Here is a 21,383-nt window from a genome sequence, read left to right on the forward strand (position 1 = left end):
GGGGACAGCCGAATCAACAAAGGAACTCAATTACTTGCGCGAATCAGCTCAGGGGCACCCTTCACTTTCGTGCTATTTCGGCACGCCTGTGCATATGCGAAACAGCTTCTGCGTCCCCAGAAAAATGTGACTCAATATTAACTTTCACAAATCATAATATACCCTGAAATTGCAGGGTGAATGTGCTGTTTTGCCCGCAATCGAGTCTGTGTGGGAAGCGGGGAAGCCTCCAATGAATATTCGGAATCTGTCCATCTTGAAGAAGGTGGGGCTGGTTGTCGGCCTGATGGGTATAGCGGCCATTGCCATCGCAAGCGTTGGGGCTCAAGGTCTTTTTGCGCTGGGCGGCGCCTTAAAAGACACAGGTGCGCGTGAAGAGGTGGCGCGCGAGGCCATGGACCTGCGCGTCGACATCATCGCCATCAGCCGCATGACCTATCAGCTGGCCTTCGCGCCGGAAAAGGCCGCGGACTTTGCCGCCGAAACGGAAAAACGCGCCAAGGAAATGCTGGAGCGACTGCCAAAGATTGCGGCAACTGCCGACAAGGAAGAGCAGAAGCAATTGGCTGATATCAAGACCAGCCTGAATTCCTACTTCGATACGATCCGCGCCATGGTGAAGACGGCTGGCACCGAAGCGGGCAAAGACCCGAAGGCGATGGCTGACGCACTGAACAAGGCGCTGGATGGCCAGAAGGCCGTTACCGCTGCAGTGAAGGTCTACAGCACCTATTCCGCAACCACGCTGGCGGCCTCCCGCGCCTATGCCATTGACGAGTCTGAGGGAACGGTCCTGGTCCTCGGCATCACGGCTGCAGTCTGCATCGCGCTTGGCGTGGCGCTCAGCCTCGTGATCGCCCGTCGTGACATTGCCGGACCAATCCGCCGCATGACCGGTGTCATGAGTGATCTCGCCAAGGGCCATACCGACCAGCCGGTCACTGACACCGACCGCAAGGACGAAATAGGCGAGATGGCCCGCGCGCTGGAAGTGTTCCGCGCCAACGAGATCCACATGCGCGAGATGGAGGCGCAGGAAGCGGCCCTCAACCGCCAGAGCAAGGATCTGCAGCAGTCGATCAGCGGAATCGTGGCCGCTGCCGCCGCCGGCGACTTCAGCCAGCGCATCACCAAGGCCTATGATGACGCGGATCTTCGCCGCTTCGCTGATAGCGTTAACGAGCTGGTGCAGAATGTTGATCACGGCGTCACCGAAGTGCGCCGGGTCATCGCAGCCCTGGCCGATGCGGATCTGACAAAGGACATGGAAGGCCGCTTCCAGGGCGCCTTTGCCGAACTGCAGCAGAACGTGAACGCGACCATGGCAACGCTGCGCGCTACCATGGACAATGTTCGCACCGCTGCAGGCACCATCACCGACAATTCCGGTGAACTGTCGTCTGCGTCCAACCAGTTGGCGCGGCGCACCGAGCAGCAGGCCGCAGCGCTGGAAGAAACCGCCGCAGCACTGGAAGAAATCACCACGACGGTGCGCATGTCCACCGAGCGGGCGACGGAAGCCAGCCGCATGGTGAACGAGACCAAGAACAGCACGGGCAAGTCAGGCGGCATCGTGCGCGATGCGATCGAAGCCATGGGCCGCATTGAGCAATCCTCGCAAAAAATCAGCCAGATCATTTCGGTCATTGACGAGATTGCCTTCCAGACCAATCTGCTGGCGCTCAACGCAGGCGTGGAAGCAGCCCGTGCCGGTGAGGCAGGCCGCGGCTTTGCGGTTGTCGCGCAGGAAGTGCGCGAGCTTGCGCAGCGCTCGGCCAATGCCGCCAAGGAGATCAAGGGTCTTATCAATGCCTCGGCGGATGAAGTGAAGGGTGGCGTGTCGCTTGTTCTCTCCACCGGCGATGCGCTGAAGGAGATCGAAGATCTCGTCAACCGCGTCAATGACCACGTGGCAACCATTGCCCGTGCGGCCGGCGAACAGTCGGCGGCGCTGGCGGAGATCAACACCTCGGTCAATCATATGGACCAGATGACGCAGCAGAATGCGGCCATGGTGGAAGAGACGACGGCGGCCAGCCAGGTGCTCGCCAGCGAAAGCCGCCAGTTGACCGCGCTGCTGGCCAAGTTCCGTCTCGACGGGCCTGGCAGCGCCGGGGCAGATTACAGCCGCCGCGCTGCTTGATCAGCTGAGGTATTGGCTTCGGGCGCCAACACCCTGCAGCGCCCGATGTCTTTACTTGATAGCCCGTCATCCGGTGACGCGCCGCGCGTCATCTATTCTTTCGATGATCGGGCTCGGCCATCTTGCGGTGCGCAGCAGCCAAGGCCCCCGCAGGCGTGACATTGGCAAGGGCTGACTGCTGCTTGTTTTTAAAACCGGTCACGACATCGCCTTCCCCGCCCAGCATCGCCTGAAATCCATGCTGGGCGACCATCGCAGGATCGTCCTTCTTCATCCATCAATGGGCGTATCCTGCATCTCGGCACGCTCGAAAAATTCGGAGGAGAAGCTTTTGATGAAGGCCTTGGTGGCCTTGTACACTGCCTGAAAGCTCCCCGGCATGAAACCCGCAGTCGCGCCCGTGAAGCGTATGCGCCCCTGCCCGCGGGCGTGCATGCGGCTGCCGATGTCAGACCTTTTGCGATTCCCTAGGGGATATGTTCGTTTCCTCTCGACACAGCACGGCGGAACACCCGCTGTTTGAGAGATGAAACCTTGCCTTTCGCGGCATGTTCCGTTTCAGCGAAAACGCAGGCCGAGTTCCCCCAATTCGCGACGAACCACGTCGCAGTCATAGGTCAAGCCGTCATCCAGAACCAGAGTGACATGATCTGGAACAGACAGGGTATTTTCTGTGGTGACGCGAGCACCGGTTTCAGAGAGATCGCGCAGCATGCAGGTGATGGCACTGTGACCATGGTTAAACGCAAGCCTTGCCCCTTTCAGCATGCGACGTCGCGGAGCGGGAGTAGATTCTTCATTCATAGTGAAATCTCGATACGCTAATCTCGTTTAGACGTCTGCGGGATCCAAAATTAATTCATACAAGTAAATCACCCCTTAAATTAGGAGTTCCATACAATACGCGAAACCATTACCCTCTGATTGCAGATTCGAATTCCATGCACCCGCACATAATAACAACGGGAGGCCACTGTGAACAGATTCAGCCCCAATATACCCCGCAAGATCCTCCTTCTGGAAGATGACATGCTGCTGGCGCTCGACATGGAAGACTATCTGACGGAGAAGGGTTACTATGTCGTCGGACCGTTTGGAAGGGTCACCCAAGCACTGGAAACAATCCACCATACGGAACTCGCAGGTGCAATCGTCGATCTCAACCTCAAAGGCGAATATTCCTTTCCGGTCATTGATGCACTCCAGGCTCGCGGTGTTCCGGTCATCATTTGCAGCGGATATGCTGACCTTCCCGACATGAAGGACAAATTAGCTTTCCTGCCGCTTTTGCCCAAACCCTGGAGCCCCGACGAATTGAACGTTTTGATGGTCGAGACCTTCCAATTCCATCAAAACGTCATCGGCGGCTGAAAGGCCTTCGTCGTCATCTGCAGCCTGCAGCGGGAAGCTGAGACGACAGGTCAAACCCGCGGGCGAATAGTCGATCGTGACGTTGCCCTGGAGTTCATATTCAATGGTCCGCTGAATCAGGATCGTGCCAAACCCGCTCTTGCTGGGTACGCGCACGGACGGCCCATCAATTTCGCACCAATACAACACAAGATCACTGCCAGAAGGTGTTTCCTGGCCGCGGGACCAGCGAATGGCGACACGACCACGCTCATGGGCCAAAGCCCCGTACTTGACGGCATTCGTCAGCAGTTCGTTGAGCACCATACTGAGAGCAAGCGCGGTTTTGGGCGTCAAGCGAATAGCGGGACCAGGCTCTACCTCGATGCGCGCTGGATCTCTGATATAGGCCGTTACCGTCCGACGGATGACATCCTGAAGCTGCGCCTCGCGCCAGTTGGTCTCAAACAGCAAAGCATGCGCATCGGCCATCGCACGCAAGCGCCCGGTCAGGTTGTCAACATAGGCATCGACATCATCCGCGCCCTTCGCAGTACGACGCACGATAGACATGACCATCGCCATCGTATTCTTCACGCGGTGGCTCAACTCACGTACAAGAAGTTCACGATGGTGTTCGGCACGCCTCAATTCCCGGCGCTCATGTGCTTCCGACAGAGCCCGCTCCACTGCCGCCGGCAATCGGATAAGCCGCTGCTTCAGCACATAATCCGTCGCGCCGCGTCGAAAGGATTCAATCGCGGCCTCTTCCCCAAGCACTCCGGAAACGAAGATGAACGGGGTTTCCGGCACACGCGCATGCGCGATCTCCAACGCCGTCATTCCATCGAAGTCGGGAAGAGAGAAGTCGGAGAGAATCACGTCGAAACCCATGGAATCGAGCGCCTTGAGATATTCGCCCCGCGTTGCGACTCGTCGCACCTCGGGCGGCGGCTTCAGGGTATTCAGATGCTCGCAGATCAGCTCTGCATCGAGCGCGCTATCTTCCAGTACCAGCACACGAGCCGGCAGATGCCTGCTGAAGTCAAATTTTACCATAGCGCGAGTGTCCTGGTGGCGGCTCGTTTAGCAGTGCCCAAAAGACACCGAGGTCTTGAATAGCCTTGAAGAACTCGGAAAATTCAACCGGCTTCACCACGAAGGCATTGACGCCGAGTTCGTAGCTGCGCACCAGATCCTGCTCTTCCCTTGATGAGGTCAGCATCACGATCGGGATATGCCGCAGCAGGTTATCTTTCTTGACACGCTCCAAAACCTCAAGACCATCAATCTTGGGCAATTTAAGATCGAGAAGTACAACGGTCGGATCACCGCCAGAGCGCTTTTCGTAAGCGCCCTGTGAGTAGAGATAATCCATGGCCTCAGCCCCATCCCGTGCAATCACGATCGCGTTCGCGAGCTGGCACTTTTCCAAGGCCGCAAGCGTCAGCTCCAGGTCACGAGGATTATCTTCTACCAGAAGGATTGGACGCAACTCAGGCAATGGCACGGCCTTTCTTTTCTATGGTCGGCAGGGCGAAGGTAAAGGTCGCTCCCTTATCGAGCTCGCCTTCTGCCCTGATGCTCCCGTTATGTTTCTCAACAATGCGCCGGGTGAGTGCTAATCCAATCCCGGTTCCTTCAAAGTCTTCGGGTCTCTGCAGGCGCTGGAAAACCCCAAACAACTTTCCGACATAGGCCATATCGAACCCCACGCCGTTATCCCGAATCACGTAGGTTGATTGATTTTTTTCTTCTCTACCAAAAATTTCAATACGCGCTATCGCGCGCTTACCAGTATATTTCACAGCATTTTCGATCAGGTTGAACCAAACCTGACGCAACAATGTCGCATCACCCCACGCAATGGGGAGTGGTTCAACCTTCCAATCTATCGCTCGAGACTGAAATTCACCCGAAACACTTTGGATGACTTCCGCTACAAGCTTGTTCATGTCTACAGACTTGGAAACTATGGAAGCCCGACCCAATTGCGAAAAATTCAGGAGATCGTCTACCAGCCTTCCAGCTGCGACAGCAGCTTCAGATATGGTTTCAAGATAGTGGTGGGATTTCTCGTCCAGATTACGCTCGCGTTCACGCAGCAACTGAGCGAAGCCGACGATGTGACGAAATGGGGCCCGCAGATCGTGCGAGATGGAATAGGAGAATGCTTCAAGCTCCTTGTTCGACCTCTGCAGCTCATTGGTGAGTTCTGCCAGTTCCTCAGCCTGCCGAAGAACGATACCGACGATGGCAGCGCGCAAGTCCTTGGCAGCGGTCAGTTCCGCTTCCGTCCAGGGGCGAGCCTTGTATCGGACGAGTTCACTCCACGCCGCGAAGGAGTTGCGGGGATGGATACGCCCGCTTTCTCTTACCACCTTATGCGGATTACCACCCCAGGTGACTGTGTGAACCACTTCTGGCCTGAACCAGATCAACCAGCTTGGATGCAATTCGGACAACCTGATGGCAAGGATCCCGCTCGCCGTCTCAACCAGAGGCTCAAGCAGCGGTTCCTTGACGGCAAGGGAATCAGTCGCAACCATGTCCCCGCCGTTTGCCTTCTCCAACCAATCGAGAAGCCTGCGGAGCAGCATCTCTTGCGGACATTGCCCCAGGCGATGCAGAGTGTTCTCCGTAATGATTGCCGCTCCCGTGGCGTTGACCTGCGCCAAAAGATCGTCACCCATCGCCGCAAGCGCACCCACCCAGTCCGCACCGGTCGACATACCCGCCAGAAGCCGGCTGGTGATATGCGACAGTTGAAGGTGTCTTGCGGCTTCATCTATCCGCTCGAGAGCGGCAATTCGCATGCCGAGGGACTGCGCAAGGAAGTCACAGGCATCCCGGATGGGTCGGGCCACCAGATGCGGATCAACGCTATGGCACGCGACCAGCCCCCACAAGCGTCCATCGATGATGATCGAGACGGACATAGAGGCGGCGGTACCCATGTTGCGCATATATTCGAGATGCACGGGAGATACGCTTCGCAGCTGGGCGAAGCTCATGTCCAGGGGCTCACCCGTTCGCGGGTTCAATACGGGTTGGAGCGGAATGGCTGTATAATCGATATCGGGAATGATGCGCAGACGGTTTGAAGCATATAGATCCCTGGCTTGGCTGGGGATGTCGGAACTCGGAAACCGCAAATCAAGATAGTTTGGGAGCTGCCCGTTGCCGGCTTCAGCCACAACCCGTCCATCCCAGTTCTCGTCAAAACGGTAAACGAGAACCCGGTCGAAATCCGTCAATTCCTGAACGAAATTGGCCGCAGCCTGAAGAGAGCCTCGCACATCGGCTTGGGCGTTCAAACGTCCAACGAAAGCCCGAAGTCGATGAAATGTCTCTTCGAGCGACTGAGCGTCAACGCGCTCCGCTTCAACGATAATGTTCCCGCCAGCGCGATGCGCCAGGATGGCAAGGCCCTGCTCCGGAAGGATACACTGATAATTCGGGGCATCCGTTGGGTACCAACTCAGAAGATCGCAACTCAACTTAGCGAGCCCACCCTCAAGACGGTGAGACGGGCGGACCGGAGATGAAAAGAATTGGGGCGCATTGGCGCTTATCTGCAGCACGATTCCATCCGCTGGAGACAGCACGAAGAGTGCACCATGCGGTTGGATGGCACCGGGAATACGGATGGGTTCCCGGGCACAGGCTTCAAGATCCGAATCCGTCTCGGTCAAAGGCGCCTCCGATTCCCGCATCACGATATGGTGTAAGCTAGGGAATTGCCTAAACGTCAAAGTAGCATAGACGATCAGCTACCGATGTGAAAGGCGCAACGGAAGTAAGGAACAATTAATATAAAAACCATCGCTGCTATGGCGTCACAAGGATAATCAGCGCGGGAGGAACCGGACGACCCTGAATGCCTCCTTCGCGTATATCGTGCGGCTGCGTTATTCTATCAGATGGCGGCGGATGGCCTCAGCGATTGCCTGAGTGCGATTGGTGGCGCCAACCTTCTTCGTAGCGTTCTTGATATAAGTATTCACGGTATCAACCTGATAACCGCTTTCTGCTGCGATTTGTTCGCTGGTGAGCCCTTTCGAGGCGAGGCGCAGACAGGTAATCTCGCCGGACGATAGCTTGAGTGCGGCTGCGGCAAAGCGCTCCATAAGTGGACGGGTGATCGCCGTATGGGTCGCATGAGCAATGGCGCCCAAAAACTCCATCTCTTCCTGATCAAAAGGCACCGAGCGGGTAAAACCAACACCACCATATACTTTGTCGCCGCGTCGTATCGGGAAAAGCGTGCGGTTTTTGATGTTGAAGGTATCGAGCAGATAGGCCAGTCGCTCGTTCAGAACTGTATCCTTGAGCACTTCGCCTTCGATGACTGGACCCTGTGCCATTTTGCAAGCTTGAACATAGGGATCCGTCAGATGAAAACGTTCATCGTAATAGGCTTCTAAAAAGGCAGGCGGGAAATCGGTATCGACGGATTGAGCCGTACCAAATCGGAATCGATCGATATCCAATCCCCCAACCATGATATAGTCGAAGGAGACCGAACGGCGTAGCCGTTCGACAAACGGATTGCTATGGAGAAAGCGGTGGCGCGGCACAGACGCGAGGTCCACAAACTCGTCAAGCTGGTCGGCGCGGCGATACATGGGTCTGGACAGCATGGCAGATACCTGAGTGATTTTGCCAATTTTTAAGATCTACAACTTGCGATTTGGTAAACAACCGCAACAAATATGACTTATTCAAAGTCTTGATAGCGACCTGATTCTGACAAAAACATTAACAACCTGTAACCGATCATTCCGATTTCCGCCAGATCCAATAATCCCTCATTAATTCATTTCACCTAATAATCGCCACCTATACGCGCAGCATTCGCCGCGCCGTCTCCTGGGGGCTCAAAATGATGACTTCAAAAAGTGAGATTGACGATCTGCAGGAACGACTTGCGTTTATGGACATCGGTTCCCGGGAACGGCAGACGCTCGCTGGATTGCATGCCATCGTCGCAGAATCAATCGGCCCAGCCCTAGACCGTTTCTATATCAAGGCGGGAAAAAACCCGCACACATCGAGCTTCTTCTCTAATGAGGCCCATGTCGAACACGCCAAATCCCGGCAGGTTAAGCACTGGAAGACCATTACCAGCGGAAATTACAACGCTGAATATGTCAGCGCTGTTGGTGCGATCGGCAAGACCCATGCCCGGCTTGGCCTGGAGCCCAGATGGTATATCGGCGGTTATGCACTCATCCTCGAAGGCATCATCAAAGATGTCGTGGCGTCCGAATTGAAGGGCTTCCTGCATCGGAGCAAGGCAGCTGCACTCCAGGATCGCTTGTCTGTTCTGGTGAAGGCAGCGCTTCTGGATATGGACTACGCAATCTCAGTCTATCTTGACGCTTTGGCGGACGAAAGACGAAAGGTGGAAGCAGACAAAGCCAAGGCATCGGCAGAACAGCAAGTCGCGCTTGACGCTTTGGGTTCGGCACTCGCCAAGCTTGCCGCCCGCGACCTGACATCACATATTCAGGACGCGCTTTCCCCGGAATTTGGTGCCATCAAAGACAATTACAACGCGTCCGTCGTCGAATTGAACCGAGCCCTCCAAGAGGTAACCAACGCAGTCGAGCAGGTGAACGGCGAGGTTGGAAACATCTCGAGCGCCACAGAAGATATGGCCAAGCGGGCGGAACAGCAGGCCTCTGCGCTGGAACAGACCGCAGCCGCACTGGAAGAAATCACGACAATCTCCGCAGCATCTTCGAAGCGTACCAGTGACGTCCAGAATATTGTGCAGGACTCGGCGAATGAAACCGTGAGATCTGGAGAGGTGGTTCAGCAGGCTATCGAGGCGATGGGAGACATCGAGCAATCGTCTCAGAAGATGAACCAGATCATCGGCGTCATCGATGAGATCGCCTTCCAGACCAACCTCCTAGCATTGAACGCTGGAGTGGAAGCGGCACGCGCTGGAGAACAGGGCAAGGGATTTGCCGTGGTCGCACAGGAAGTTCGCGAACTCGCTCAACGCTCCGCCGCCGCAGCTAAGGAAATCAAGGAGTTGATCAACCGGTCCACGGCCGATGTCAATCGCGGCGTTGAACTGGTCAACCGCACTGGGGACGCACTGGTGGGGATTGGCGATCGGGTAAAGGCGATCAATGAGCATATCAACTCTATCGCCCACTCCGCGCGAGAACAATCGACCGGCATTGATGAGATCAATACCGCCATTCGCAGCATGGATCAGAATACGCAGCGTAATGCCGCCCTTATGGAGGAGACCAATGCCTCCACGCAAAATCTGATGGCTATCAGCACGAACTTATCGTCGCTGCTGAGCCGATTCAGGACCGGCACATCCGTCTCGGGCACATCCACCGGCTATCGGAGAAGCGGCTGATCAAGCCTTGCCGTTTTTGCTGCTGAAGCGATCGAAGCTTTGAACGAGTGCGGACAAAGCCTCATCGATAAATGCGTTTTCGAGGCCGACCGCGAATTCGATTTTCGTCGTGCGCCCTTCACGCCGGATTTTTGCAAATACCTCGCCATTTGAGCCCTTCAACGTGGCAGAGGGTTTGGCATCCACCTTTGGCAGCCGCGACAGGCTGTCGAACAGCATCTGGAAACGTTCATCACTGCCTGCCAGGCGAAACGCTTCCGTATCAACGTCACGCTCGGCACGCGCCAGCTGATCGGCTACCTGCAGCAACTCGCCCAGCTTCATCCAGCGATCACGCCCTGCTTTCGGCGCAGAGCCGATCAGCCGGATGAACCGCTCAGGTACGGCCTCGACGACCTGCATTAGGCGCGAAAGTTCACTCTTCTGGACGGAGAGTGCCTCGCCAATCACCTTGCGTTCAAACCCTCGAGCGGCAAGGTTGCGGGCAAAAATGGCGCGTTCGATGAAGGAGAGATTGCGCCTTTCCGCATTTTCCTTACCCTGCGCAAGAACGAGTTCATCGTCGGTCAAGGGGCGCACAATTGCCCTGACGTCTATACCAAGTTTGGTTGCCGCACGAATACGACGATGACCATAGGCGGTTTGATAATAGCCGGGCTTTTCAGGATGCGGACGCAAAAGCACCGGCACCTGCTGCCCGCTCTCGCGCATGCTTTCCGTCAGAACCTCGAAATCTTCATCTTCCTGATCCGCAAGGCGAATACGATCTTCGATAAAGGACGCCTCGATTTTATCAGGCGCAATGGCAATGACCCGCTCGCCGTCCTGAAGTGCCTGACGCAACAGACGTGCTTCTTCCGCATCCCGCGTCATGGAGCCGAGGGTCAGGCCCATCGCCTTGACAGCACCAGATGCGCTGCGAGCAGCAGGAGCTTGCTGCACAGCTTCCGACGAAGCAGCGTGTGCTGGTTTGGCGGGAACAGAGCCCGGCGAAGGCGCAAGTCCACCGGCGAACAGCGCCTTCAACTCATCCTTCCGATTGCCTGCCATCATCCCTCTCCCGTCACCAGCCCCATGCGGCGTGAATCAGTGTCTCGATTTCACCATTCACCGCGTTCATTGCTTCCAATGCGCGATCATAGGTGGAGCGTGTGAAATTCTCGCGCCCGACCTCGTACAAGGTCTGCTTTGTCAGCCCTGCGTCCGATACTGCAGTGGATTTCAGCATGGGCGCGGTCAGTACGCGATCGCCAAACAGCGAGCGCATGAATCCGACGATCTGCGCCTGCGGCCCATCATTCGGTTCGAAACGCGTCACCAGATAGCGCAAGAAGTCGAAGTTCAAGCTACCACCAGCCTCGCGCACAACGGAAAGGAGATCCGACGTCATGAACAGGAACTGGTTCATTGAGGCGACATCCAGCATTTGCGGATGCACTGTGACAATAACGGATGTCGACGCACATAGGGCCGATAGTGTCAGATAGCCCAGTTGTGGCGGGCAATCGATGACCACGACATCATAGTTGTCCGCGACACTCTGAAGGGCCTCCTGAATTCGGGCGAAAAAGACGGAGCCAGCGTCCTGACCGCTCTGGCGCCTTGCCAGCGCCTGCGGCGTCTCGTGTTCGAACTCCTGCAGTTCGATATTCCCTGGAACCAGATCCAGCCCCGGAAAATAGCTTCCGCGAATGATATCCGACAGCGGACGCGCGCTTTCATCATAGCGGATTGCGCCATACAGCGTGTCATTGCCCGTAAGATCCAATTCTGGTTGATAGCCAAACAATGCCGAGAGAGAAGCCTGTGGATCGAGATCCACGGCCAGCACGCGGTGACCGGTCAGCGCAAGATATTGCGCCAGATGCGCCGCAGATGTCGTCTTGCCGGAACCACCTTTGAAGTTGGTGACAGATATGATCTGAAGGTGCTCTGCCCCAGATGCACTGCGGCGCGGCAGGTAACTGCGTGCCTTTGCAACATTACCCTTGGCAAGAGCCTGTTCAGCCAGATGGCTGCGGAGCGCATTAATGTCCGTGAGCGTATAGAAGCGGCGCCCGCCATTGCCTGTTTCAGGCTGCGGGCCTTCGCCGGCAAGCGACAACTGGCGCAAATACCCATCGGATACGCCAATCAGTTTGGCAGCTTCGCCCGAGGAAAACGCTCGCAAGGATTTGCTGGCCGCAGGCGGAAAGAGCCGCTCCCGCATCGCCTTCAACTGTTCGGAAAGCGCCCGCGCATCCGCCGCGATCGCAACATCAGCGGATGGCTTCAAATTTTCACTCACAGCCATGACAACGACCTCTGCATCCGCCAAACAATAACGAGATTAATCCGATATACGGAAAAATTTCACAAATCCGCAAATCACCGTTACAATATGACATTGTCGCGCACGCTTCGTCAATTCACGTTCGCAGTTAAGTTCCGTTACCACAATGCAGCAAGAGGCGGGCGCACAAGCCAGTGCACCCGCCTGGAACCCCTATCGAAGATGACGTCAGGCCAGCGCAACAGCCGGGGATCGGCGACGAAGCACCAGAAGGAGAACGGTGGCAACGCCGCTGAAGATCGCAACCGGCACGATGGCCATCAGCACTTCAGAGGGCGAGCGTCCTGCCGCCACGAGACCACCGGCCAGCAATGGGCCTGCAACCGATCCCAATCGACCGGCAGCAATGGCAAAGCCCACACCCGTGCCACGCACATGTGCCGGGTAACACTGAGGGGCGATCCCATACAAAATGGCCTGTGCACCAAGCAAACCACCACCGACCATGGTGGCTGCAATGGCAGTGACCCACACATTTGCAGGGGCGTTGCCCAGCAATACCAGTGAAACGATCAGGAACGAGAAGCAAAGACCGGCGCTGAGGGCTTTCTTTTCTCCATCTAGGAGACGGCCGGCAATGAGGCTTCCGGCGGCGCTGCCGATATTGAACAGGATCTGGATCAGAGCTGCGCTGGTACGATCAATCCCCTTGGATACCATCAGAGCCGGCAGCCAGTTGATCAAGAGATAGACGATCAGCAGACCGAAGAAGAATCCAACCCAAAGTAATAAGGTAGGAAGGAGTGAACCGGGCGCAAAGAGATCCCGCCAGCGGTTTCCGGAACCACTAATGGCAGGTTGCGTCACCCGCAACGGTGGCAGCATCGTCATCAGCGGGATAATGAGCAGGATCGGCAAAATGCCGCCTGCGATAAAAATGCTCTTCCAGTCATCATGAAGCCCGGCCATGGCGACGAAACTGGCAACAGCTCCGCCCAGTGGCACGCCCGCATACATGATGGACACGGCCTGTCCGCGCTTCTCGGGTGTTGTCGCCTCTGCGGCAATGCTGACAAGATTAGGAAGCGCACCTCCCAGCCCCACGCCGGTCAGAAACCTGATGACGATCAGCGCTTCAAAGCTTCCCGCAAAGCTTGTGGCGAGCGAGAACACGCCAAACAACAGCAACGAGGCGGCCAGACCTGCCCTACGGCCATAGCGATCTGCAAACATCCCGCCCAAGAGGGCACCAAAGATGAGAGCAATCGTGGCTGCAGAAAAAAAGATGCCAATTTGTGGTGGGGTCAGCCCGAAGGCGGGCGCCAGCTTTGGCGCGGCAACACCCGCTGCCTGAAGGTCAAAACCCTCGATGATGGCCGCCAGAAAAGCAATGGATAGGATCTTGCGTGATGTAGCATGCGAAACGTCTGCAGACATGATTTCCCTCCCACGAAATCTGCGTGCGCCGCCGCACTCAATCAGCGCGACGGGTATTCCAAATGATTCAGACGGGCTGCGATACTCGCCGCGCCGCCCTTATAAGCAGTCGAGGGCCGGGATGCTTGGGTGTCCCGGCCCCGGCGCGATCAGGCGCGCTTGTAAGCTCCGAGACCCGGGCGATAGGTCTTGTCATCAAGGAACTGCTTCAGCCCCTCGTCGCGCCCACGGGTCTGATCGAGGAAGAGCATCTGCTCGAGCTTTGCGTAAATGTAATCGTCCGCCAGATCCCATGGCATGTTGCGCACACGCTTGAACGTATCCTTCGCAGCCTTGAGCGTGACCGGGTTCTTTTCGAGCAGGCTCTCGCAGATCTTGCGAACGCGCGCCTCCAGCTCGGCCAGCGGCACGGATTCGTTGACGAGGCCCATTTCACGCGCCTTCTGACCACCGAAAGTTTCGCCGGTCATGATGTAATAGAGCGAGTCCCGATGGTTCATGACCTCGGCGACGGCACGAGTGACGTTGCCGCCGGGCAGGATGCCCCAGTTGATCTCCGAGAGACCGAACGTCGCCTCGTCCGCCGCAACAGCCAGATCGCAGGACACGAGCGGCGTGAAGGCGCCACCGAAGCACCAGCCGTTGACCATGGCGATGGTCGGCTTTTCGAAATACATCAGGCGGCCCCACCAGCCGCCTGATTGGCGGCGCGCCTTGAGCGTGGCGTCGCGCGGCTTGCCGTCATTGTCGCGGAAGTATTCCTTGAGGTCCATGCCGGCGGACCAGGATGCGCCCGCGCCGCGGAGAACGAGAACGCCGCAACGGTCATCTCCCTCAAGCTCATCCAGAACCTCCAACATGCGCTTGTTCAGCGTCGGGTTCATGGCATTGCGCTTTTCCGGGCGGTTCAGAGTGACGAAGGCGATCCGCCCATCAAATTCGACGAGGACGGGTGAAGTGCTGCTTTCTGCTGCATTGCTCATGGTGTATCTCTTTCCTAAGCTCTCAATCAAATCCAATCAGGCGGCGCGCCAGTTCTGGCGCAACACGTGCTTGAGCGGCTTGCCCGCTGCGTTTCTGGGTATGCTGTCGACAATCAGGATATGGCTTGGGCACTTGAAGGTCGCGAGGCGCGCTTTGCACAAGGCCTGCAACTGGGCGGGGTCGACGGAAGAACCACCGCGCGAGACCACGAAGGCCGCACCCGTCTCGCCCCAGCGGTCATCCGCCACGCCTATGACAGCCACTTCGGCCACATCGGAATGGCCCGCAATGACAGCCTCGACTTCCGCCGGATATACGTTTTCGCCACCACTGATATACATGTCCTTCAGGCGATCGGCGAGCATGTAGAAACCGTCAGAGTCGCGCCTTGCCATGTCGCCCGTGCGGAACCAGCCATCGGTAAAGGCCGCTTGGGTTAGTTCCGGCTTGTTCCAGTAGCCAGGCGATACCGACGGCCCGCGAATCCACAGCTCGCCGACTTCATCCACCTCTGCTTCCTCACCCGTATCCCTGGAGATACGGACCTCAATCAAGGGCGCTGGGAAACCGACGCTTCCGTGACGGGTGGCAATAGCCAGCTCATCCAGCGGCATGTGCATGACAGTACCCGCTTCGCTCATGCCGTAGCCATTCACCAGCGCGATGCCGTCCTTCAGGTAGGCTTCCACCAAAGGCGGCGGCAGAGGCGCGCCTCCGATAAAGATCGCTTTCAGGCGTCGCATCCGCTCCGGCGCAAAGCCCGGATGATCGCGCAGCATGGAGGCCATTTGCGGCACGGCGAAATAGTGGGTGATACCAAGGTCGTCATCATTCAGGCAGGAGATCGTCCGCTCCGGCACAAAGCGATCGGAGATGACCAATGTACCGCCCATCATCAGTGTCGTCCGCGCAATCGCCACGAGCCCAATGGTGTGGAAAAAGGGCAGATCACAGAAGGTGACGGAACCCGGCACCACCTCACCCACGAAGGAGAAATTGACCGCAGCGCAGAAGAGGTTCTTGCGGGTCAGGATAACGCCTTTGGGCGTCCCTGTTGTGCCCGAGGTATAGAGCAGAACACTGGGCGTATCAGCATCTGCCTTCAGACGCTTCATTGGCTCCGCGCGGGCAATGCGCGCATCGAGGCTATCTTCACTGCCCGTGAAGGGAATGGTGGCACGTTTGGCCGAAGCGGCACCGAGCGCTTTGCCAACTGCCTCGAATTCAGGCTCGTACACCACCAGTTCCGGTTCGCAATCGGCTACGATGCTTTCAAGCTCGGCAGCGCCGAGACGCCAGTTCAACGGCACGAAAATGGCACGTATGCGCTGACAGGCGAAAGCCAGAACCAGCAGGTCGATGCTGTTGCGGCCAAGGCTGGCGACACGGATATGGTCGCCGCGAAAGCGGAACATCTCATAAAGCACCGCCGCGCAACGAGAGATCCGTTGGTCGAGTTCCTGAAAAGTCAGAGAATAGCCGCCTGGCAGTACATGCACGGCTTTGCGCGTGGGCGAGACCTGGGCGCGATAGCCCACAGGATCTTCAGCCACAAGCGTATAGGAATTGCCGAGACCAAAGCCCGACAAGTCGACTCCAGAATGCATCAGAATTCTCCTCCCATTGACCGCTCCCACGACCAATTAGTATGCAACACATACAATTTCCTTTATCAAATGGCAAGAGTTGTTTCGCCGGGGCGAAACATTCGCCTTTGCGGAAATAATACCAAGTGTCGATGACAGGAACCGATTGCGCCGGAGCGATTTTGGTTTCCGGCGAGGAGAAAACCACAGTCGGACCCATCGGTCCGGCGCGGATTTTCGACGACGCCTGGAGGCCAAAAGCGCCCGGTCCTTCGGATGGGCCGGATATCCTTCCCCGCCTTTGTCGCAATCCTCGACCGATGCGGGAGCATCGCTCTCCGGTATGCTTCGCGTCGGATGAAGGCCTCCGGTCCCACGCAATGGGTTTCTATCATCGACATTTGGTATAAGCGCAGCCGGGCGACTTGGGTAACGGCAGAAACCCGTGCTATGCGCGGGAGCGATGAATGCAGCGAAAGACAAGCGATGAGCGACGGGATCGAAGCCGAGGAGACAAGTGTCGAAGGATTGGAGCGCGGCTGGCTGAAGAGCATTGTCGGCTATCATCTGCGCATGGCGCATGTGGCGCTCTATCGCGACTTTGCCGCGGCCATGGCGGAGTTCGACCTGACACAGAAACAGATGGCCGCGCTGGTACTCATTGCGACCAACCCTGGGGCGTCGCAGGTGGACGTGGCAAATGCACTTTCGATGGATCGCGCCACGATGATGGGCATGGTGAAACGGTTGACCGCGCGCAACCTGATAGAACGCCGCTCATCAACGGCAGATCGCCGCCGTCAGGAACTCCGTCTCACACCTGAGGGTCAGGACACGCTGAAGCGGGCGCACCTGGCCATCGATGCGCATGAGGAGCGATTCTGTGCCATTCTATCCCCGCAGGAACGGGAAAGCCTGATCAGCATGCTGCGCAGGCTTTACGAACAGGACATCCCGGCCTGACTCAGATCGCCGTAGCGATGCGGTCCTGGATGTAAAGTTGCAGGAACCGTCCGGACACAGGGCCGGGCACCCCTTCCCCCACGGGTTCGCCATCAAGGCGCACAACCGGCATCACGAAGGCCGTAGCGGAGGTTATGAAGATTTCCGCAGCATTACGCGCCTCATCCAGGGTGAAGCGCCTTTCTTCCACCGGCACGCCGGCCTGGCGCGCGAGATCCAGGATAGAGCCACGCGTAATGCCGTGCAGCAGGGCGTTTGAAAGTTGACGTGTGATCAGCGTCCCCTCCCGCGTCACGATATGGACATTCGAAGAACTGGCCTCGGTTATGAAACCATCTTCGATAAAAATTGCATCATCTGCGCCGGCCTTGGCGGCTTCCATCTTTGCAAGCGAGGAGTAGAGGAGTTGCACCGTCTTGATCTGGCGGTTCACCCAGCGACCATCCGGCATGGTAATGACGGAAATGCCGGTTTTCCATTTTGGGTTATCCAGCACCTTCTTCGATTGTGTGAAGATCACAAAGGTCGGCGATAGATCCGCACCAAACATGAAGTCGCGATCCTGCACACCGCGCGACACCTGCAGATAGACCAGCCCCTCTTCCACCCCGTTGCGGGCGATCGCCTGGCGGTGGAGCGCCAGCATATGCTCTTCACTCACGGGGACGGGAATGCCGAGCGCCGTCAATGAACGGGACAGGCGTTGGGCATGACCATGATAGTCGATCAGCTTGCCGCCAAGCACAGCCGTGATCTCATAGATCGAATCAGCGAATTGAAAGCCACGGTCGAAGACGGAAATCTTGGCGTCTGCCTCCGGCATCCACTCACCATTCACATAGACGATGCGGGACATGGCACTCCTCCGAACACGGTTTCTGCAAATAACAGTTGGTTGAACTATGACAGCCCGATTCGGGCGGAACCGGGACTTGACGCTGTTCTGTCACAGGTTCCAAAAGGCGCGTCAAACAGGAGATGTGTCATGCCGCCGCCGATCGCACTTGTGACCCGCATGGACCGCGAAGAAGAACAATCCTGGCTCAACATTCTCGCGCGCGCCATGCCGGAAGAACGTATCCTTCCCTTCCGCGACCTGACGCAGGAAGAGCGACGACTGGCGGAAATCGCCATCGTTGCCAATCCGGATCCGGCGGATGTGGCCGCCCTTCCCGGCCTCTCCTGGATCCACAGCCTCTGGGCTGGCGTCGAGCGGCTGGTGATGGAGCTTGGGGGCACGGCACCACCGATCGTGCGGCTAGTCGATCTGGAACTGGCAAGGGTCATGGCGGAGGCGGTGCTGGCCTGGACCTACTACCTGCAGCGCGACATGCCAGCCTATCGCCAGAGCCAGATCGAGCGCCGCTGGCAGCAACTTGACTATCGGCATCCGGGGGAAACCACGGTTGGTCTGCTTGGGCTTGGTGCCCTTGGCACACAAGCGGCCGAGCGACTGCTGAATGCCGGATTCTCGGTGCAAGGCTGGAGCCGCAGCACGAAAAGCGATGAACGCTTCGCCTGTCTGACCGGCGAGGAAGGTTTGCGGGCACTTCTTGCCACCAGCGATATCGTGGTCTGCCTGGTACCGCTGACGGCGGAAACGCGAGGGCTTTTAGACGCCGACCGTTTCAATAGCATGCGTCCCGGCGCATCGCTCATCAACTTTGCACGCGGCGCCGTCGTGGTCACGGACGATCTCATCGCGGCGCTGGACCGTGGACAGCTCAGCCATGCGGTTCTTGATGTCTTCGAGAAGGAACCGCTGGACGAAGCCTCTCCCCTTTGGTTGCACGACAAGGTGACGGTGCTGCCGCATATCAGCGCGCCGACCAATCCGGCAACTGCGGCAAAGATCGTGGCTCGGAACATCGAGATCTGGCGACAGCAAGGCATTCTGCCTGCCACGGTCGATCGCGGACGCGGTTATTAAACCGGGAGGCCTGAAGGCGACAACCTGCCGCCGCGATACAGCGGCAGGTTGGATTGGCTGGGTCACCCCTTGATGAAAGCCAGAAGATCCGGGTTGATGACATCGGCGTGCGTGGTCAGCATGCCGTGCGGATAGCCCTTGTAAACCTTGAGGGTGCCGTTCTTCAGCAGCTTTACCGAGAGTTCGGCAGAGTCCGCAATCGGCACGACCTGGTCGTCGTCGCCGTGCATGACCAGTGTCGGAACGCTGATCTTATTGAGGTCTTCGGTCTGGTCCGTTTCGGAGAAAGCCTTGATGCCATCGTAATGGGCCTTCGCAGAACCCATCATGCCCTGACGCCACCAATTCTGGATAACACCTGGATAGACCTTCGCGCCATCGCGGTTGAAGCCATAGAAGGGGCCCGTGGGGAAATCGAGGAAGAGCTGAGCGCGGTTTTCCGCGACGCCCTTGCGGATACCGTCGAATACTTCGATCGGCAGGCCGCCCGGGTTGGATGCAGTCTTCAACATGATCGGCGGAACGGCACTCACGAGAACCGCCTTGGCAACGCGGCCCTGCGGTTCACCGAACTTCGCCACGTAACGAGCCACCTCACCGCCGCCGGTGGAATGACCGATGTGAACGGCGTTCTTGAGGTTCAGATGTTCAACAACAGCCGAAGCATCGGCTGCGTAGTGGTCCATATCATGTCCATCGGCGACCTGCGACGAGCGGCCATGGCCACGGCGATCGTGTGCGACAACACGGAAGCCGCGCTGCACAAAGAACAGCATCTGGGCATCCCAGTCGTCGGACGACAGCGGCCAGCCATGGTGGAAATGGATCGGCTGGGCATCCTTCGGGCCCCAGTCCTTGTAGAAGATCTGTACGCCGTCCTTGGTCTCGACGAATCCGGTGGTCATTTCTTTAATTCCTTCTGCTTTCAGTGGAGCGGTTGCGGAAATTGCGAAAGATGGCATGGCCATCGCGGTGGAGAGCGTGGCGCCGGTCAGCAGCGTCTGTCTGCGCGACAGCATGAATTGGAACGGTTTGTTCGACATTGTGTTGGCACCTCTGGAGTAGACCCGTCCGGTGTAGGCGGTTCTCTGCCTCATCTCTTGCGCGTAGCTCCCTCCACTTGGATAATTCTGAGGTATCATGACAGTCGTTGGAGCATTTTGCTGAACAGCACTGCAGCCACTCTCATGAGAATGAGATCTGGGACAGCAATACCATTTGCCAAGACACCGCCGGCGCATCCAAGAACGCTATTGGGTGACGGCCTATGGTGGCCAGATCAGCATACCGGAACAGGAGCTTTTCATGGCTATATCCCCTCTCATCACGCCTGCGGATTGCGCGCTTCTTCTCATCGACCAGCAGGCGGGTCTCGCCTTCGGGGTGGAATCCATTCCGCGCCAGACGCTTCTCAACAATGTCGTGGCGCTCGCCAGGACGGCAAAGCTTTTTCAACTTCCCATCATCGCATCCACATCTGCCTCCGCCGTCTATAGCGGCCCCGTGATGCCCGCCGTGCAGGCCGCCATCGGAGACATCCGTTCAATCGAACGGCGCAACATGAACTTGTGGGAAGACGAGGCCGCCAAGGCCGCTGTGATGGCAACCGGACGAAGGCGCCTGTTGGTATCCGGCCTTCTCACGGAAGCCTGCGTCAGCTTCCCGGTTCTGTCAGCTTTGGCAGAAGGCTTTGATGTTTCCGTTATTGCCGATACCTGCGGCGGTCTGACGCCGGACAGTCATGCGCTTGCGCTCAGGCGTATGGAGGCCGCAGGTGCTACCGTTACCTCCTGGCTGCAGGTGCTCCTCGAGCTGCAACGAGACTGGACCCACCGGGAAACCTACACCGAGGCGCGTAGCATCGTTGAAAACCATGCAGGCGGATATGGCATTGGCCTCAACTACGCGCGTGATATGATCCACCCCGCATCGCCGCCGGCAGCCGGATAGGAACATTCCATGGTCGACAAGATCGAGAAGATTGAAGCCGTTTCCCCCGTCCGGGAAAGCAGGAAGGACTGGAGTACGTCCATCGATTCCGAACCGGACCGGGCATGGGTCGCCTTGCGCCAGGAACAGATTACTGAGGACCTGGCTCTTCGCAACGAAGAGGCGCGCTGGAAGGACGAGGCTGAAGACCAACCAAAACTCTGCGGCGACGAGGCGATGGCACAGGATCGTCGCAGTCATCCTCAGAAGCGACCTCACACCACCCCACGAACGGCCGAAGAAGAGTATCTGTCCGGCGAGAGCCCTGACATCGGCACCGGAAATCTCGATGAGGATGTTCCCTTTGGAACGCATGAGGGCTTTGTCTAATACACCAGCCT

Annotated in this window: 21 protein-coding genes; 7 read left to right on the plus strand and 14 right to left on the minus strand. The window is 57.6% G+C overall.

Features of this window, described 5'->3' with window-relative positions; genetic code table 11:
• Positions 1 to 232 precede the first annotated feature (232 nt).
• Positions 233 to 2,143 carry a HAMP domain-containing methyl-accepting chemotaxis protein gene (locus Q2T52_RS12910; protein WP_302077144.1) on the plus strand — a complete coding sequence of 637 codons (1,911 nt, stop codon included), beginning with the start codon at positions 233 to 235 and terminating at the stop codon, positions 2,141 to 2,143.
• Positions 2,144 to 2,231: 88 nt separating this feature from the next.
• On the opposite strand, the gene Q2T52_RS26900 is transcribed toward Q2T52_RS12910, so the two are convergent.
• The 3 genes from Q2T52_RS26900 to Q2T52_RS12920 all read right to left on the minus strand — a co-directional run bounded on the left by Q2T52_RS26900 (position 2,232) and on the right by Q2T52_RS12920 (position 2,947).
• On the minus strand, positions 2,232 to 2,417 hold the full coding sequence (locus Q2T52_RS26900; RefSeq protein ID WP_436799529.1) for a hypothetical protein: 186 nt from the start codon (positions 2,415 to 2,417) through the stop codon (positions 2,232 to 2,234).
• Complete coding sequence (locus Q2T52_RS26905; RefSeq protein WP_436799530.1) at positions 2,414 to 2,578, minus strand: SDR family oxidoreductase; 165 nt, start codon at positions 2,576 to 2,578, stop codon at positions 2,414 to 2,416. The genes Q2T52_RS26900 and Q2T52_RS26905 overlap by 4 nt, the downstream gene beginning before the upstream one ends.
• Positions 2,579 to 2,701: 123 nt before the next feature.
• Positions 2,702 to 2,947 (minus strand): PilZ domain-containing protein, encoded by a 246-nt coding sequence (locus tag Q2T52_RS12920; protein ID WP_302077145.1) that lies wholly within the window; start codon positions 2,945 to 2,947, stop codon positions 2,702 to 2,704.
• Positions 2,948 to 3,172: 225 nt separating this feature from the next.
• Between Q2T52_RS12920 and Q2T52_RS12925 the strand changes: the two genes are divergently transcribed.
• A complete protein-coding gene (locus tag Q2T52_RS12925) occupies positions 3,173 to 3,514 on the plus strand; it encodes a response regulator (RefSeq protein WP_302077146.1) in 342 nt (113 codons plus the stop codon).
• On the opposite strand, the gene Q2T52_RS12930 is transcribed toward Q2T52_RS12925, so the two are convergent.
• The 4 genes from Q2T52_RS12930 to Q2T52_RS12945 form a co-directional block, all read right to left on the minus strand.
• Positions 3,413 to 4,552 (minus strand): sensor histidine kinase, encoded by a 1,140-nt coding sequence (locus Q2T52_RS12930; protein ID WP_302077147.1) that lies wholly within the window; start codon positions 4,550 to 4,552, stop codon positions 3,413 to 3,415. The genes Q2T52_RS12925 and Q2T52_RS12930 overlap by 102 nt on opposite strands.
• Positions 4,539 to 4,997 (minus strand): response regulator, encoded by a 459-nt coding sequence (locus Q2T52_RS12935; protein ID WP_302077289.1) that lies wholly within the window; start codon positions 4,995 to 4,997, stop codon positions 4,539 to 4,541. Before Q2T52_RS12935 ends, Q2T52_RS12930 begins: the two co-directional genes overlap by 14 nt.
• Complete coding sequence (locus Q2T52_RS12940) at positions 4,990 to 7,188, minus strand: ATP-binding protein (RefSeq protein WP_302077148.1); 2,199 nt, start codon at positions 7,186 to 7,188, stop codon at positions 4,990 to 4,992. Before Q2T52_RS12940 ends, Q2T52_RS12935 begins: the two co-directional genes overlap by 8 nt.
• A gap of 216 nt (positions 7,189 to 7,404) precedes the next feature.
• Positions 7,405 to 8,136 (minus strand): helix-turn-helix transcriptional regulator, encoded by a 732-nt coding sequence (locus tag Q2T52_RS12945; RefSeq protein WP_302077149.1) that lies wholly within the window; start codon positions 8,134 to 8,136, stop codon positions 7,405 to 7,407.
• A 245-nt stretch (positions 8,137 to 8,381) separates the two neighbouring features.
• On the opposite strand from Q2T52_RS12945, the gene Q2T52_RS12950 reads away from it, so the two are divergent.
• The gene (locus Q2T52_RS12950) at positions 8,382 to 9,881 is read left to right on the plus strand and encodes a globin-coupled sensor protein (RefSeq protein WP_302077290.1); all 1,500 of its coding nucleotides are present in this window, start codon (positions 8,382 to 8,384) and stop codon (positions 9,879 to 9,881) included.
• Here the strand turns inward: Q2T52_RS12950 and repB are convergent, their stop codons facing one another.
• The 5 genes from repB to Q2T52_RS12975 form a co-directional block, all read right to left on the minus strand.
• Positions 9,882 to 10,934: a plasmid partitioning protein RepB gene (repB, locus tag Q2T52_RS12955; RefSeq protein ID WP_302077150.1), complete on the minus strand. Its 1,053-nt coding sequence runs from the start codon at positions 10,932 to 10,934 to the stop codon at positions 9,882 to 9,884.
• Between the two features lie 10 nt (positions 10,935 to 10,944).
• Complete coding sequence (gene repA / locus Q2T52_RS12960) at positions 10,945 to 12,174, minus strand: plasmid partitioning protein RepA (RefSeq protein WP_302077151.1); 1,230 nt, start codon at positions 12,172 to 12,174, stop codon at positions 10,945 to 10,947.
• A 207-nt stretch (positions 12,175 to 12,381) separates the two neighbouring features.
• Positions 12,382 to 13,590, minus strand: a complete 1,209-nt coding sequence (gene mhpT / locus Q2T52_RS12965) for a 3-(3-hydroxy-phenyl)propionate transporter MhpT (protein WP_302077152.1) — start codon at positions 13,588 to 13,590, stop codon at positions 12,382 to 12,384.
• A gap of 149 nt (positions 13,591 to 13,739) precedes the next feature.
• Positions 13,740 to 14,573 carry a p-hydroxycinnamoyl CoA hydratase/lyase gene (locus Q2T52_RS12970; protein ID WP_302077153.1) on the minus strand — a complete coding sequence of 278 codons (834 nt, stop codon included), beginning with the start codon at positions 14,571 to 14,573 and terminating at the stop codon, positions 13,740 to 13,742.
• A 36-nt stretch (positions 14,574 to 14,609) separates the two neighbouring features.
• Entirely contained in the window at positions 14,610 to 16,184 is a 1,575-nt protein-coding gene (locus tag Q2T52_RS12975; protein WP_436799537.1) for an AMP-binding protein, read from the minus strand.
• Between the two features lie 462 nt (positions 16,185 to 16,646).
• On the opposite strand from Q2T52_RS12975, the gene Q2T52_RS12980 reads away from it, so the two are divergent.
• Positions 16,647 to 17,123, plus strand: a complete 477-nt coding sequence (locus Q2T52_RS12980; RefSeq protein WP_302077155.1) for a MarR family winged helix-turn-helix transcriptional regulator — start codon at positions 16,647 to 16,649, stop codon at positions 17,121 to 17,123.
• Position 17,124: 1 nt separating this feature from the next.
• Here the strand turns inward: Q2T52_RS12980 and Q2T52_RS12985 are convergent, their stop codons facing one another.
• Complete coding sequence (locus tag Q2T52_RS12985; RefSeq protein WP_302077156.1) at positions 17,125 to 17,979, minus strand: D-amino-acid transaminase; 855 nt, start codon at positions 17,977 to 17,979, stop codon at positions 17,125 to 17,127.
• Positions 17,980 to 18,108: 129 nt separating this feature from the next.
• On the opposite strand from Q2T52_RS12985, the gene Q2T52_RS12990 reads away from it, so the two are divergent.
• Positions 18,109 to 19,053: a 2-hydroxyacid dehydrogenase gene (locus Q2T52_RS12990; RefSeq protein ID WP_302077157.1), complete on the plus strand. Its 945-nt coding sequence runs from the start codon at positions 18,109 to 18,111 to the stop codon at positions 19,051 to 19,053.
• Between the two features lie 62 nt (positions 19,054 to 19,115).
• Here Q2T52_RS12990 and Q2T52_RS12995 read toward each other — a convergent pair whose 3' ends face one another.
• Positions 19,116 to 20,096 (minus strand): alpha/beta fold hydrolase, encoded by a 981-nt coding sequence (locus Q2T52_RS12995; protein ID WP_302077158.1) that lies wholly within the window; start codon positions 20,094 to 20,096, stop codon positions 19,116 to 19,118.
• Between the two features lie 262 nt (positions 20,097 to 20,358).
• On the opposite strand from Q2T52_RS12995, the gene Q2T52_RS13000 reads away from it, so the two are divergent.
• Positions 20,359 to 21,003, plus strand: a complete 645-nt coding sequence (locus Q2T52_RS13000) for a hydrolase (RefSeq protein ID WP_302077159.1) — start codon at positions 20,359 to 20,361, stop codon at positions 21,001 to 21,003.
• A gap of 9 nt (positions 21,004 to 21,012) precedes the next feature.
• Positions 21,013 to 21,372 (plus strand): hypothetical protein, encoded by a 360-nt coding sequence (locus Q2T52_RS13005; protein WP_302077160.1) that lies wholly within the window; start codon positions 21,013 to 21,015, stop codon positions 21,370 to 21,372.
• The last annotated feature ends 11 nt before the right edge of the window (positions 21,373 to 21,383 follow it).

The sequence above is a fragment of the Rhizobium oryzicola genome (genome assembly GCF_030504645.1).
GTDB lineage: Bacteria > Pseudomonadota > Alphaproteobacteria > Rhizobiales > Rhizobiaceae > Neorhizobium > Neorhizobium oryzicola.